Annotated in this window: 13 protein-coding genes; 9 read left to right on the top strand and 4 right to left on the bottom strand. The window is 67.7% G+C overall.

The annotated features are described in order from the left end of the window. Positions 1-12 precede the first annotated feature (12 nt). From AC3WQZ_RS04405 to denD, 7 genes are all read left to right on the top strand, one after another. Positions 13-747 carry a FadR/GntR family transcriptional regulator gene (locus AC3WQZ_RS04405; protein WP_010810009.1) on the top strand — a complete coding sequence of 245 codons (735 nt, stop codon included), beginning with the start codon at positions 13-15 and terminating at the stop codon, positions 745-747. A gap of 55 nt (positions 748-802) precedes the next feature. Further along, on the top strand, positions 803-1,696 hold the full coding sequence (gene ltnD / locus AC3WQZ_RS04400; RefSeq protein ID WP_010810010.1) for an L-threonate dehydrogenase: 894 nt from the start codon (positions 803-805) through the stop codon (positions 1,694-1,696). A 13-nt stretch (positions 1,697-1,709) separates the two neighbouring features. Next, positions 1,710-3,008, top strand: coding sequence for a 3-oxo-tetronate kinase (gene otnK / locus AC3WQZ_RS04395; protein WP_010810011.1), 1,299 nt, complete (start codon positions 1,710-1,712; stop codon positions 3,006-3,008). Continuing rightward, a complete protein-coding gene (gene otnC, locus AC3WQZ_RS04390) occupies positions 3,008-3,661 on the top strand; it encodes a 3-oxo-tetronate 4-phosphate decarboxylase (RefSeq protein ID WP_010810012.1) in 654 nt (217 codons plus the stop codon). The genes otnK and otnC overlap by 1 nt, the downstream gene beginning before the upstream one ends. 129 nt (positions 3,662-3,790) lie before the next feature. After that, entirely contained in the window at positions 3,791-5,164 is a 1,374-nt protein-coding gene (locus AC3WQZ_RS04385) for an MFS transporter (protein WP_010810013.1), read from the top strand. Positions 5,165-5,232: 68 nt separating this feature from the next. After that, positions 5,233-6,015 (top strand): 2-oxo-tetronate isomerase, encoded by a 783-nt coding sequence (otnI, locus tag AC3WQZ_RS04380; protein WP_010810014.1) that lies wholly within the window; start codon positions 5,233-5,235, stop codon positions 6,013-6,015. Positions 6,016-6,053: 38 nt separating this feature from the next. Beyond that, positions 6,054-7,028, top strand: a complete 975-nt coding sequence (gene denD, locus AC3WQZ_RS04375; RefSeq protein WP_492300079.1) for a D-erythronate dehydrogenase — start codon at positions 6,054-6,056, stop codon at positions 7,026-7,028. A gap of 115 nt (positions 7,029-7,143) precedes the next feature. Here the strand turns inward: denD and AC3WQZ_RS04370 are convergent, their stop codons facing one another. From AC3WQZ_RS04370 to AC3WQZ_RS04360, 3 genes are all read right to left on the bottom strand, one after another. Next, the gene (locus AC3WQZ_RS04370) at positions 7,144-7,581 is read right to left on the bottom strand and encodes a YbgC/FadM family acyl-CoA thioesterase (RefSeq protein WP_010810016.1); all 438 of its coding nucleotides are present in this window, start codon (positions 7,579-7,581) and stop codon (positions 7,144-7,146) included. 116 nt (positions 7,582-7,697) lie between these two features. Then, a complete protein-coding gene (locus AC3WQZ_RS04365) occupies positions 7,698-8,681 on the bottom strand; it encodes a tripartite tricarboxylate transporter substrate binding protein (protein WP_454750097.1) in 984 nt (327 codons plus the stop codon). Between the two features lie 81 nt (positions 8,682-8,762). Beyond that, positions 8,763-9,785: an alpha/beta hydrolase gene (locus tag AC3WQZ_RS04360; RefSeq protein WP_010810018.1), complete on the bottom strand. Its 1,023-nt coding sequence runs from the start codon at positions 9,783-9,785 to the stop codon at positions 8,763-8,765. Between the two features lie 335 nt (positions 9,786-10,120). Here AC3WQZ_RS04360 and gbd point away from each other — a divergent pair, with 335 nt between their 5' ends. Both gbd and AC3WQZ_RS04350 read left to right on the top strand, forming a co-directional pair. Further along, positions 10,121-11,269 (top strand): 4-hydroxybutyrate dehydrogenase, encoded by a 1,149-nt coding sequence (gene gbd, locus AC3WQZ_RS04355; protein ID WP_492300076.1) that lies wholly within the window; start codon positions 10,121-10,123, stop codon positions 11,267-11,269. 76 nt (positions 11,270-11,345) lie between these two features. Then, on the top strand, positions 11,346-11,867 hold the full coding sequence (locus AC3WQZ_RS04350) for an O-acetyl-ADP-ribose deacetylase (RefSeq protein ID WP_010810020.1): 522 nt from the start codon (positions 11,346-11,348) through the stop codon (positions 11,865-11,867). 41 nt (positions 11,868-11,908) lie between these two features. On the opposite strand, the gene AC3WQZ_RS04345 is transcribed toward AC3WQZ_RS04350, so the two are convergent. After that, positions 11,909-13,081, bottom strand: a complete 1,173-nt coding sequence (locus AC3WQZ_RS04345) for a porin (RefSeq protein WP_492300075.1) — start codon at positions 13,079-13,081, stop codon at positions 11,909-11,911. Positions 13,082-13,209: the final 128 nt, after the last annotated feature.

Genomic DNA, 13,209 nt, shown 5'->3' with positions numbered 1-13,209 from the left:
CGGGAAGCTGCCGTGTTCCAGAAAGTCCCTGCCCGCGCCCTCACCGACAATGTCGCCGAACAACTGCTGGACAAGATCCAGAGCGGCGCCTTTGCCCGCGGCGACAAGCTGCCGACCGAGGCGGTGCTGTCCGGGGAATTCGGCGTCAGCCGCACCGTGGTGCGCGAAGCCATCTCCCGGCTCAAGTACGAAGGCGTGGTGGAGTCGCGCCAGGGCAGCGGCGTGTTCGTGACGCTACAGGCCGGCATCCGGCCGCTGCGCATCGACTACACCGAAACCGGCACGCTGGAATCGGTGCTGCAGATCGTCGAACTGCGCCGCGCGATCGAGGCCGAGGTGGCCGCGCAGGCCGCCCGCCGCCGCACCGATGCGTCGATGGCGGCCATCGACGCCGCACTGGCCCGGCTCGACGAAGAGGTTGCGCAAGGCGGCGACGGCGTGGCCGAAGACGTGGCCTTCCACCGCGCCATCGCCGAGGCCACCGGCAACCCGTATTTCCTGAAGACGCTGGCCTTCCTCAGCCAGTACCTGGAAGCGGCCACGCGCGTGACCCGCACCAACGAGGCGCGCCGCGCGGACTTTTCGCGCCAGGTGCGTGAAGAACACCAGGCCATCGTCGCCGCCATCCGCGCCGGCGACCCGCTGGCCGCGCGCAATGCCGCGCAGAACCATATGTACAACGCCGCGCACCGTCTCGCCCAGCTGGGTGCGGACGAGAGCGGCGAAGCGCACGGCGCCGCCAACTGACGCGCGCGCAAGCCCGAACCATCGAATTATCCGTATCTGTTTCAGGAGTCCCTTCATGTCCAGGAATATCGGCGTCATCGGCCTTGGTGCCATGGGCTTTGGTGTCGCGCAGTCGCTGCTGCGTGCCGGCTTCAACGTGCACGCGTGCGACCTGCGCCCCGAAGTGCTGCAGCGCTTTGCCGATGCCGGCGGCGTGCCGTGCGCCTCGCCCTCCGAGCTGGGCAGCCGTTGCGACGTGGTGCTGACGCTGGTGGTCAACGCGCAGCAGACCGAGGCCGTGCTGTTCGGCGCCAACGGTGCCGCGGCCGCGATGCAGCCGGGCAAGCTGGTGATCGCCAGCGCCACCGTGCCGCCGGGCTTTGCCGAGGCGCTAGGCCGCCGGCTGGCGGAACAGGGCCTGCTGATGCTGGACGCACCGGTCTCCGGCGGCGCCGCGCGCGCCGCCAGCGGCGAAATGACCATGATGACTTCCGGCCCGGCCGAAGCCTACTCGCTGGCCGAGGACGTGCTGGCCGCCATCGCCGGCAAGGTGTATCGCCTGGGTGCCGCGCATGGCGCGGGCTCCAAGGTCAAGATCATCAACCAGCTGCTGGCCGGCGTGCATATCGCCGCGGCCGCCGAAGCGATGGCGCTGGGCCTGCGCGAAGGCGTGGACCCCGATGCGCTCTATGACGTGATCACGCACAGCGCGGGCAACTCGTGGATGTTCGAGAACCGCGTGCCCCATATCCTGAAGGGCGACTACACGCCGCTGTCGGCGGTCGACATCTTCGTCAAGGACCTGGGCATGGTGCTCGACACCGCGCGCCACAGCAAATTCCCGCTGCCGCTGTCGGCCGCCGCGCACCAGATGTTCATGATGGCGTCGACCGCCGGCCATGGCGGCGAGGACGACTCGGCCGTGATCAAGATCTTCCCGGGCATCGAACTGCCGGGCAAGGCTGAATAAGGGAGAAGCGAAGATGACCGCAGGCACCCTCGCCCATCGCCCGCTGTTGGGCTGCATCGCCGACGATTTCACCGGCGCCACCGACCTCGCCAACACGCTGGTGCGCAATGGCATGCGCACCGTGCAGACCATCGGCCTGCCCGACGTGGGCGCCGTGCAGGACATTGGCGAAGCCGATGCGCTGGTGGTGGCGCTCAAGTCCCGCACCATCCCGGCCGTCGAGGCCGTGGCCCAGTCGCTGGCCGCGCTGCAATGGCTGCGCGCGCAGGGCTGCCGCCAGTTCGTATTCAAGTACTGCTCCACCTTCGACTCGACCGATGCCGGCAATATCGGCCCGGTGGCCGAGGCGCTGCTGGCGGCACTGGACAGCGACTTCACCATCGCCTGCCCGGCCTTCCCCGAAAACGGCCGCACCATCTTTCGCGGCCACCTGTTCGTGGGCGATGCGCTGCTCAATGAATCGGGCATGGAGCACCATCCGCTGACGCCGATGACCGATGCCAGCCTGGTGCGCGTACTGCAGCGCCAGAGCAAGAACAAGGTCGGGCTGCTGCGCTACGACGCGGTTGCGCGCGGCGCGCATGCCACCGCCGAGCGCATCGCTGCGCTGCGCAGCGACGGCGTGCGCATGGCGATTGCCGATGCGGTGTCCGACGCGGACCTGTTCACGCTGGGCGAGGCCTGCGCCAACCTGCCGCTGATCACCGGCGGCTCCGGCATCGCGCTGGGACTGCCCGAGAATTTCCGCCGCGCCGGCCTGCTACCGCAGCGCGGTGACGCGGCCTCGGTGCCGGCCATCGACGGCCCGGGCGTGGTGCTGGCCGGCAGCGCCTCGCGCGCGACCAATGGCCAGGTAGCACGCTGGCTGGAGCAAGGCCGCCCGGCGCTGCGCATCGACCCGCTCGCGCTGGCACGCGGCGAAGCCGTTGCCGACGCGGCGCTGGCCTTTGCCGACGGTCATGGCGAACCGGTGCTGATCTACGCCACCTCCAGCCCCGACGAAGTCAAGGCCGTGCAGGCCGAACTGGGCGTCGAGCGCGCCGGACACCTGGTCGAACAGTGCCTGGCCACGGTTGCCGCCGGGCTGCTGGCACGCGGCACGCGCCGCTTCGTCGTGGCCGGCGGCGAAACCTCCGGCGCGGTGGTGCAGGCGCTGGGCGTGCGCGCCTTGCGTATCGGCGCGCAGATTGCACCGGGCGTGCCGGCCACCGTCACGCTGGATGCCAAGCCGCTGGCACTGGCGCTCAAGTCGGGCAACTTCGGCGGCCCGGATTTCTTTGACGAAGCGCTGCGCCAGCTTGGAGGTCACTGATGAGCACCGAAAGCAAGCTGCGCGAAGAGATCTGCCGCATCGGCGCCAGCCTGTACCAGCGCGGCTATACCGTGGGCTCGGCCGGCAATATCAGCGCGCGGCTGGACGACGGCTGGCTGATCACGCCGACCGATGCCTGCCTGGGGATGATGGACCCGGCCGCGGTCGCCAAGGTGGCCACCGATGGCAGCTGGGTCTCCGGCGACAAGCCGTCCAAGACGCTGATGCTGCATCGCGCGATCTACGACAACAACCGCGAGGCGCACGCCGTGGTGCATACGCACTCGACGCACCTCGTGGCCCTGACGCTGGCCGGTGTCTGGCAACCGGACGACGTACTGCCGCCGCTCACGCCCTACTACGTGATGAAGGTCGGCCATATACCGCTGATTCCCTACCATCGCCCCGGCGATCCGGCCGTGGCCGCGCGCGTGGCCACGCTGGCCGCGCAGGTGCGTGGCGTGCTGCTGGAGCGCCTTGGTCCGGTAGTGTGGGAATCCAGCGTCTCGCGCGCCGCGTTCGCGCTGGAAGAACTGGAGGAAACCGCCAAGCTATGGATGACGATGAAAGACACGCCGGGCTTCGCCGCCCGCGCTGCGCTGCCCGACGGCGCACTGACTGAGCTGCGCGACGCCTTCCAGGCGCGCTGGTAACAACCGCTTTTCCCCGATAAACGACGGCTTCACCCGGCGCGGTTGCCTTGCGGCCACCGTGCGGGGGACGCGCATGCCTGCAGTCCGCGCGCCGCCGCATTAGACCCACCACCATACCCGGAGACCACCGTGAATCCAAACCAACCGGCGGCAAGCGTGCCCGCCCTTGACAGCCTGGGCGGCAACGCCCGGCTGGATACCGAAGCCCAGATCGAAAAACGCGCCTACAGCAAGGTGTTCTGGCGCGTCATGCCGTTCCTGATGCTGTGCTACGTGGTCGCCTACCTGGACCGCGTCAATGTCGGCTTCGCCAAGCTGCAGATGGGCCAGGACCTGGCCTTCTCCGAAACCGTGTTCGGCCTCGGCGCCGGCCTGTTCTTTATCGGCTACTTCCTGTTCGAGGTGCCCAGCAACCTGCTGATGCATCGTATCGGCGCGCGCATCTGGATCGCGCGCATCATGATCACGTGGGGCATCATCTCGGCGCTGTTCCTGTTCGTGAAGACGCCGACCCAGTTCTACGTGATGCGCTTCCTGCTCGGCCTCGCCGAAGCGGGTTTCTATCCCGGCGTGATCCTGTACCTGACCTACTGGTTCCCGGCCAACCGCCGCGGCAAGATGATCGCGCTGTTCATGTCGGGCATCCCCATCGCGGGCATGTTCGGCAATCCGCTGTCGGGCTGGATCATGGACGCGTTCAACGGCACGCACGGCATGCGCGGCTGGCAATGGATGTTCCTGCTCGAGGCCCTGCCCGCGCTTGTGATCGGCGTGGTGACGGTGTTCGTGCTGCGCGACGGCATCGACAAGGCGCCGTGGCTCGACGCCGATGAAAAGCGCGTGCTCAAGCGCAATATCGAGGAAGACCAGCGCGGCGCCCATAACGCCGCCAGCGCCGCCGGCAAGGCCCACGGCCACTCGCTGGGCGCGGTGTTCTCCGACCGCCGCGTGTGGTGGATGTGCCTGATCTACTTCTGCTTCGTCACCGGCCAGTACGCGCTGACCTTCTGGATGCCGACGCTGGTGAAGGCCAGCGGCGTGACCGGCAACCTGAACATCGGCCTGCTGTCGGCGATCCCGTTCATCTGCGCCGTGATCGTCATGAACATCCTGGGCCACAGCGCCGACGCACGCCGCGAGCGCCGCTGGCACCTGATCGTGCCGGCGCTGATGGGTGCCACGGGCTTTGCCATTGCGGCCTCGTTCACCAACAATACAACGGTGGCCATCGCCGCGCTGTCGCTGGCCGCCGCCGGGGTGCTGACCTGCGCGCCGCTGTTCTGGTCGCTGCCGACCTCGTTCCTGTCGGGCATTGCCGCCGCTTCCGGTATTGCCGTGGTGAATTCGGTGGGCAACCTGGCCGGTTTCGTGTCGCCGTACATGGTCGGCGCGCTGAAGGACATGACACAAAGTACGCAGCTGCCCATGTACGTGCTGTCCGCGATCCTGGTCGTCGGCGCCGTGCTGGTGTGGCTGACGCCCGCTAAACTGGTCAACCGCTGATCCTGGCCGGCCCGCTTTCGACGTAGTCTCGATCGGGCCGGATCCGTACCACCGCTTTGGAGTTCCGAATGCCGCGCTTCGCCGCAAACCTCTCGATGATGTACAACGAGCACGCCTTCCTGGACCGCTTTGCCGCAGCCGCGGCCGACGGCTTCCGGGCGGTGGAGTTCCTGTTCCCGTACGAGCACGCCGCCGCCGAGCTGCGCGCGCGCCTGGACGCGAACGGCCTCACACAGGCACTGTTCAACGCGGCGCCGGGCGACTGGGCAGCAGGCGAACGCGGCCTGGCCGCCCTGCCCGGGCGCGAGGCGGATTTCCGCGGCACCATCGGCCGCGCGCTGGAATACGCCGGCGTGATCGGCAATGACCGCATCCACGTGATGGCGGGCCTGATCCCTGCCGATGCCGACCGCGCGCGCTGCCGCGCCACATACCTCGAGAACCTCGCCTTTGCTGCCAACGCTGCCGCCGCCCAGGGCGTGACCGTGCTGATCGAGCCGATCAACACGCGCGACATGCCGGGCTATTTCCTGAACCGCCAGGACGACGGCCAGGCTATCTGCAAGGAAGTCGGCGCGGCCAACCTGAAGGTGCAGTTCGACTGCTACCACTGCCAGATCGTCGAAGGCGATGTCGCGATGAAGCTCAAGCGTGACATCGCGGGCATCGGCCATATCCAGATCGCCGGCGTGCCCGAGCGCCATGAGCCGGACGTGGGCGAGCTGAACTATCCCTACCTGTTCGAGGTCATGGACACGCTTGGCTACGACGGCTGGATCGGCTGCGAATACCGCCCGCGCGCCGGCACCTCGGCCGGCCTGGGCTGGCTCAAGCCCTACCTGGGCCGCTGATCGCGACCAACCCCAAGAACAACCGCTCCCATCCTGCCATGAACGTACTGATTACCGGCGGCGCCGGCTTCCTCGGCCTGCAACTCGCCCGCCTGCTGCTGCAACGCGGCACCCTGAACCTGGACGGCCAGCCCGTGGCCATCAAGCGCCTGACGCTGCTGGACGTGATGGCGCCGCAAGGCCTGGACGATGCGCGCGTGCGCGTGGTCACCGGCGACCTGTCCGACCCGGCCGTGCTGCGCCAGGCCATCGACACCGACACTGGCGCCGTGTTCCACCTGGCGGCCGTGGTCAGCGGCCAGGCCGAGGCCGACTTCGACCTGGGCATGCGCGTCAACCTGGACGCCTCGCGCGCGCTGCTGGAAACCTGCCGCGAGCTGGGCCACCAGCCGCGCGTGCTGTTCACCAGCTCGGTCGCGGTCTACGGGGGCCAGTTGCCGCCGGTGGTGCAGGACGATACCGCGCTGAACCCGCAATCGTCATACGGCGTGCAGAAGGCCATCGGCGAGCTGCTGCTGTCGGACTACAGCCGCCGCGGCTTTGTCGACGGCCGCGTGCTGCGCCTGCCGACCATCAGCGTGCGCCCCGGCAAACCCAATGCGGCGGCCTCGTCGTTCGCCAGCGGCATCATCCGTGAGCCGCTGTCTGGTGTTGCTGCCAACTGCCCGGTGGCACCGGAAACGCCGCTGTGGCTGCTGTCGCCGCGAGCGGCCGTCGCGGCACTGGTCAATGGCATCGAACTGGCCGGCGAACGGCTGGGCAACCGCCGCGTGGTGAACTTGCCGGGGTTGTCGGTCACGGCTGCCGGCATGATCGAAGCCCTGCGCCGCGTGGCGGGCAATGCCGTGGCGGACCGCGTGACGTGGGAGCGCGAAGCGCGCGTGGAGAACATCGTCGGCACCTGGCCGGCGGCGTGGAACGCGGAGCGTGCGCTGGCGCTGGGGTTCCAGAGCGACGCGAGCTTTGATGAGGTGATTCGCGCCTATATGGAAGATGCGGGGCTGGCCAAGTAAGCGAATCTCGCCTCCCTGCTGCGACGGCCCTAATATTTGCTGAGAGCCGCTCCCCTCTCCCGCTTGCGGGAGAGGGGAGCAAACAAGCGGGATTTGAAGACTCGTCGGCACGGAATCACCCCGCCGGCTTCACCACCTCATACCCCTCGATAATCTCCCGCACCGGCCCCGGAATCGCCGCCGATTTCTGCGTGGCCGGGTCCGCGCACACATAGACGATCTCACCGGTAATCAGGTGTTCGTCGCCGCGGAACATCTCCACCCGGAACAGCATGCTCGAGCGCCCCAGGCGCGACATGCGGCCGCGGATTTCCAGCTCGTCGTCAAAGCGCGCCGAGGCGTGGTATTCCAGCGTGGACTTGACCACGAAGATGTCCACGCCATGCGCGTGCAGCACATCTTCCGGATAGCGGATGCCCAGCGCGCGCCAGTACTCGGTCACGCAGATATCGCAGTACGTCAGGTAGTGCGCGTTGAAGACGATCGACTGCGGATCGACTTCGGCCCAGCGCACGCGCAGCGGGATGCTGTGGCGAAAATCCTCTTTGGCCATCGGCCTGGTCTCCTTGTTTGTCGTGGCTTGTCAAAGCACCAGGCCGCCGGCCCGCCGGACAGGACCGGCAGGCGCGGCGGCCTGGATCGATGATGGCGGCGGCAGGCTGATTGCGCTTACTGTGCCTTGGCCAGCCCCAGCTTCTCGATGATCGCCTTTTCCTTCTTGACGGTCTCGGCCGCAAACTGCGCGTATTGCTGGCTGTTCATGTAGTACGGCTCCATGTCGAACTTGGCCAGCGATTCGCGGTAGTTGGGCATGTCCATGGCCTTCTTGAAGGCGTCATGCAGCTTCTGCACGATCTTCGGATCGGTGCCCTTGGGCGCGACCAGGCCGAACGGCGAGGTCTGCACGATGCCGATGCCCAGTTCCTTCAGCGTCGGCACGTTGGGGAAGCGCGCCGAGCGCTTCTCGCCCCAGGTCGACAGCAGGCGCAGCTTGCCCTGCTCAACGTACGGTGCCCATGCCGGCGTGTCGGCCACCGACATCACGTGGCCGCCCAGCAGCGCCTGCATCGACTCGGAATTGCCCTTGTAGGGGATGTGCGAGAACTGCACGCCCTGCTTCATCGCCAGCTCTTCCATGGTCAGGTGCAGCGTGGTCATCGAGCCCGGCGAACCGTAGGTCAGCTTGCCCGGATTGGCCTTGGCGTAGGCAATGTACTCCTGCATCGTCTTGATCGGCGAATCGGCCGGCACCACCAGGCCGAACGAATAGCCGGCGAGGTTGATGATGTAGTTCAGGTCCTTGACCGGGTCCCAGTTGATCTTGGTGGTGTACGGCAGGCGGTAGACCGGCATGGCGACCTGGGCCAGCGTGTAGCCGTCCGGCGCGGTGGACTGCATCATCTGCGCGGGCAGCACGCCACCCGCGCCGGGCTTGTTCTCGACGATCACGGGCTGGCCCAGGATCTTGGAGGCGTTGTCGGCGAGCACGCGGAACGGGATATCCGTGGAGCCGCCGGCGGTGTAGCCGATCACCAGGCGGATCGGGCGCTGCGGGAACTTGTCGGCCTGTGCCTGGGCGGGCATGGCGGCAAGGCCCAGTGCCGCGGTAGCGGCGGCGATGCCCGCGCGGGCGATGAAGTGGCGGCGTTGCATTTGACTATGTCTCCTTGTGCTGCAAGTCACTGCTGAAAATGGAAGGCCGGGGCCGGTGCGGCCCTGACCGTGGCTGCTGGTCTAGTTGTGCGGTGTGCCGAACGCGGCGCGCAGCGCGGCAACGGCCTCGGCATGTGCCTGCGCCACCGCCGGCACGAACCGGCCCAGCTTGAAGAAATCATGGATCATGCCGGGGTAGTCCGCCAGCGTGGCGGCCACGCCGGCGGCGCGCAGCTTCTCCGCGTAGGCCACACCCTCGTCATGCAGCGGATCGTAGCCGGCCACGGCGATCCAGGCCGGGCATGTGCCGCGCACCTCGGCGCCGGCGCCGCCGCCATCCAGCGGGGCGAAACGCCAGTCGTCGCGGCTGGCTTCCTGGTCCAGGTACTGGGCAAAGAACCAGCGGATCATGTCCGCCGTCAGCAGGTAGCCATCGGCCAGCGCGCGGTGCGACGGCGTGTCCTGGCGTGCACAGGTGCCGGGATAGATCAGCAACTGCAGCACGGGCGCCAGGCCCGCATTGCGGGCCTCCACAGCACACGCCGCGGCCAGCGTGCCGCCGGCGCTGTCGCCACCCACGGCGATGCGCGCCGGGTCGGCACCGAGCCGGCCGGCTTCGGCGAAGACCCAGTGCAGCACATCGAAGGCGTCGTTGGCCGCCGTCGGGAAACGCCATTGCGGCCCGAGCCGGTAGTCCACCGACAGCACCATGCAGTCCGCCTGGCCACACAGCAGCCGGCACAGCGGATCGTGCGAATCGACGCTGCCGACCGTGAAGCCGCCGCCATGGAAATACACCAGCAAGGGCAGCGGCTCGGTCCAGCTGGCCTCGCGCGGGGTGTACAGCCTGAGCGGGATGGCGTGGCCGTCGCGCGCCGGCGCCAGCAGGTCTTCCGCCATATGCACGGGCGGCGGATTGATATCGAGGATCGGCGCGCTTTTCTCGTAGGCGATCTTGGCGTCCTCGGGCTCCATCGCGTGGATCGGCGGCCGCTTGGCGCGCGCGATCAGCTCCAGCAGCGCGGCCACCTGCGGGTCGAGCGGGCTGGACGGCAGGCCGGGCGTGGCGGGCGCATCAGGGCTGGAAGACGGTGCGGCGGACATAGGGAATGACGCGGATCCGGAGCCGGTGCCAGCGGCGTGCAGAAGTTCTGCGCGTCGCCCGCATCGGGACAAGTTCGAATTGTGAACGATCGTTCGATTTTAGTATGATGCCAGATGTTCCAGGTGCCCGGCAGTACGAGATAACCCCGAAAAGTCGCTGTCAGCCTGCCACGCGGCAAGTTTTTGCGCGATGATCGGCTGAAGCGGTCCCGAGGGCTCCGGAAACGCAGTAGTGCAGGTCCATTGAAACCCAAGACAGCGGGCCTGGCGAGCATCCGCTCCAGGCCCGTGCAAAAGACAATTTGGCGGCAGATCCCGGCAGGAGACAAGCAAACATGGCGTTTATCTACTATCTGACCCACATCCACCTGGATTTCGGCGCGGTAAGCCTGCTCAAGTCCGAATGCGAGCGCATCGGCATCCGCCGCCCGTTGCTGGTGACCGACAAGGGCCTGGTCGCCGCGGGAGTGGCGCAGCGTGCCATCGATGCGATGCAGGGCCTGCAGGTTGCGGTATTCGATGAAACCCCGTCGAACCCGACCGAGGCCATGGTGCGCAAGGCCGCCGCACAATACCGCGAGGCCGGCTGCGACGGGCTGGTGGCAGTGGGCGGCGGCTCGTCGATCGACCTCGCCAAGGGCATCGCCATCCTGGCCACGCATGAGGGCGAGCTGACCACCTATGCCACCATCGAAGGCGGCAGCGCCAGGATCACCGACAAGGCGGCGCCGCTGATCGCGGTGCCCACCACCTCGGGCACCGGCAGCGAGGTGGCGCGCGGCGCCATCATCATCCTGGACGACGGCCGCAAGCTGGGCTTCCATTCCTGGCATTTGCTGCCCAAGTCCGCCGTCTGCGACCCGGAACTGACGCTGGGGCTGCCGGCCGGGCTGACCGCGGCCACCGGCATGGATGCGATCGCGCACTGCATCGAGACCTTCCTGGCCCCCGCCTTCAACCCGCCCGCGGACGGCATTGCGCTGGACGGGCTGGAGCGCGGCTGGGGCCATATCGAACGCGCCACCCGCGACGGCCAGGACCGCGACGCACGCCTGAACATGATGAGCGCGTCGATGCAGGGCGCAATGGCGTTCCAGAAGGGGCTGGGCTGCGTGCATTCGCTGTCGCACCCGCTGGGCGGGCTGAAGATCGACGGCCGCACCGGCCTGCACCACGGCACGCTCAACGCGGTGGTGATGCCGGCGGTGCTGCGCTTCAACGCCGATGCGCCCACGGTGGTGCGCGACGACCGCTACGCACGCCTGCGCCGCGCCATGCACCTGCCCGACGGCGCCGATATCGCGCAGGCCGTGCACGACATGACCGTGCGCCTGGGCCTGCCCACCGGGCTGCGTCAGATGGGTGTCACCGAGGACATGTTCGACAAGGTGATTGCCGGTGCGCTGGTCGACCATTGCCACAAGACCAACCCGAAAGAAGCCAGCGCCGCGGATTATCGGCGTATGCTTGAGCAGTCCATGTAGCACACAGCGGCTTCCCGCCGGTCAGACCGACCAAGCGGCTGTCCGGCGGCCCTCCCTCCACAGCGCAGGAGACAACATGAGCGGCGAGCACTTGCAGGTAGTCCATGGCGATATCACCCGGATGGAAGTCGATGCCATCGTCAACGCGGCCAATAGCGGCCTGTTGGGCGGCGGCGGCGTCGACGGGGCCATCCACGGGGCAGGCGGCTCCGCGATCAAGGAGGCCTGCCGCGCGATCCGCGACACGCAGGGCGGCTGCCCCACCGGCGAGGCGGTGATCACTACCGGCGGCCACCTGCCGGCGCCATACGTGATCCACGCGGTCGGGCCGGTCTGGCAAGGCGGCGACCAGGGCGAGGACGAACTGCTCGCCAACGCCTACCGCAACAGCATCCGGCTGGCGGCGCAGCACCACCTGCGCAGGCTGGCCTTTCCCAATATCAGCACCGGCATCTACGCCTTCCCGCGCGAGCGCGCGGCGGATATCGCCATCGCCGCGGTGCGCGAGGCGCTGGCCGCGGCGCCGGAGATCGAGCAGGTCACCTTCGTCTGCTTCGACGACGAGAACTACCGCCTGTACCGCGAGCGCTTGTCCTGAGACGGATCGCGGGGCATGCCCCGCGATCTCCACCGCCTGCGTCAGAACTTGTGGCGCAGGCCCACGCGCAACACCGCCTGGCTGTCATCGGCCGACGGACGCACGCCGTTGATCGCGGCCACCGCGCGCTTGCCGGTGGAATCGATCCCCGAGGCCTTCTGGTAGATCGCCATCGCGTAGACATCGGTGCGCCTGGACAGGCTGTAGTCCGCCCCCAGCACGAACTGCCGGTAGCTGGCGTCATTGATGCCGCTGCCCCTGGCATAGTCCGCGGCCACGCCCATCAGCAATGCCGGCGTCACCTGGTACTTGAAGCTGACTTCCACATTGTTGAAGGTCGCGGTGCCGCGATAGCCGAACGGATTCGGGCCGGACGACAGGTCTCCCAGGTCCTTGAAGCGCGTGTTGGAGTACGTGGTCCCGACCGTGGCCGCGCCGAAGCTGTACGCCGCGCCCGCGGCAAAGACTTCCTGCGTGCGCGCCGACGCGTAGCCCGACTGCACCGGCGAGCCGATATTGGTCAGCGTGTTCAACGGTGCCGAGCCGGTGGTGTTGGCCGTGACACCGGTGCCGTAGAACGAGGTATTGGGGTTCCTGACGTTCAGGTAGCCGATGCCGAGCAGCAACGGCCCGCTGCCATAGCCCGCGCCCAGCGACCAGATCTGGTTGCGCGCCGGGCTGCCCGCCACGCCGCCCAGGCTGTAGACCCCGCCAAAACTCAGGCCGCCGTAGTTCTGGCTGCGGAACTTGATGGCGTTGTTGACCCGGGCGGAGTTGTTCAGGTTGTCGATATCGCCGGGGTGGGCGTTGTAGAAGCCGCCCCATTGCGCGCCGATGTTGAGCGGACCGACAAAATCCACCACCGAGTCGTACTGGCGGCCCATGGTCACCGTGCCGTAGTTGCCGGACAGGCCGACGTACGCCTGGCGCCCGAATATCAGGCCGCCCTGCCCCAGCTTGCCGCTGCTGGCGTCGAAGCCGTTTTCCAGCACGAACAGCGCCTTCATGCCACCGCCCAGGTCCTCACTGCCGCGCAGGCCGAAGCGGCTGGCCTGGATCACGCCGCTGACCAGGCTAAACTGGTGATGGCCACCGGCGTTGTTGTTGTAGGTCAGGCCTTCATCGACGACGCCATAGAGGGTCACGCTGCCCTGTGCGCAAGCCATCTGCGCGAATCCGCCGATCAATGCAAAACCTGCAAGCTGCTTTTTCATTCTGTTTCCTCCGTCTATGAATTTGTTGCCGCACCTGTTGATTCGCGTCCCTCGCATATGCGCCGACTGGGTGCGGGCCCTCCCGGAACTGCCTTCGAAAACCACTGCAACGACACCTGCTGAGGGAT

The organism is Cupriavidus sp. FW305-26 (assembly GCF_058787975.1).
Note: the sequence above shows the minus strand (reverse complement) of the source record. Positions and strands in the feature narration are given on the sequence as shown.

What these genes read in the sequence shown, in the direction of transcription:
- otnC (WP_010810012.1), top strand. Translation starts at nt 3,008, where the DNA reads ATGAGCACCGAAAGCAAGCTGCGCGAAGAGATCTGCCGCATCGGCGCC.
- otnK (WP_010810011.1), top strand. Translation starts at nt 1,710, where the DNA reads ATGACCGCAGGCACCCTCGCCCATCGCCCGCTGTTGGGCTGCATCGCC.
- denD (WP_492300079.1), top strand. Translation starts at nt 6,054, where the DNA reads ATGAACGTACTGATTACCGGCGGCGCCGGCTTCCTCGGCCTGCAACTC.
- AC3WQZ_RS04365 (WP_454750097.1), bottom strand. Translation starts at nt 8,681, where the DNA reads ATGCAACGCCGCCACTTCATCGCCCGCGCGGGCATCGCCGCCGCTACC.
- AC3WQZ_RS04360 (WP_010810018.1), bottom strand. Translation starts at nt 9,785, where the DNA reads ATGTCCGCCGCACCGTCTTCCAGCCCTGATGCGCCCGCCACGCCCGGC.
- otnI (WP_010810014.1), top strand. Translation starts at nt 5,233, where the DNA reads ATGCCGCGCTTCGCCGCAAACCTCTCGATGATGTACAACGAGCACGCC.
- AC3WQZ_RS04370 (WP_010810016.1), bottom strand. Translation starts at nt 7,581, where the DNA reads ATGGCCAAAGAGGATTTTCGCCACAGCATCCCGCTGCGCGTGCGCTGG.
- ltnD (WP_010810010.1), top strand. Translation starts at nt 803, where the DNA reads ATGTCCAGGAATATCGGCGTCATCGGCCTTGGTGCCATGGGCTTTGGT.
- gbd (WP_492300076.1), top strand. Translation starts at nt 10,121, where the DNA reads ATGGCGTTTATCTACTATCTGACCCACATCCACCTGGATTTCGGCGCG.
- AC3WQZ_RS04350 (WP_010810020.1), top strand. Translation starts at nt 11,346, where the DNA reads ATGAGCGGCGAGCACTTGCAGGTAGTCCATGGCGATATCACCCGGATG.
- AC3WQZ_RS04345 (WP_492300075.1), bottom strand. Translation starts at nt 13,081, where the DNA reads ATGAAAAAGCAGCTTGCAGGTTTTGCATTGATCGGCGGATTCGCGCAG.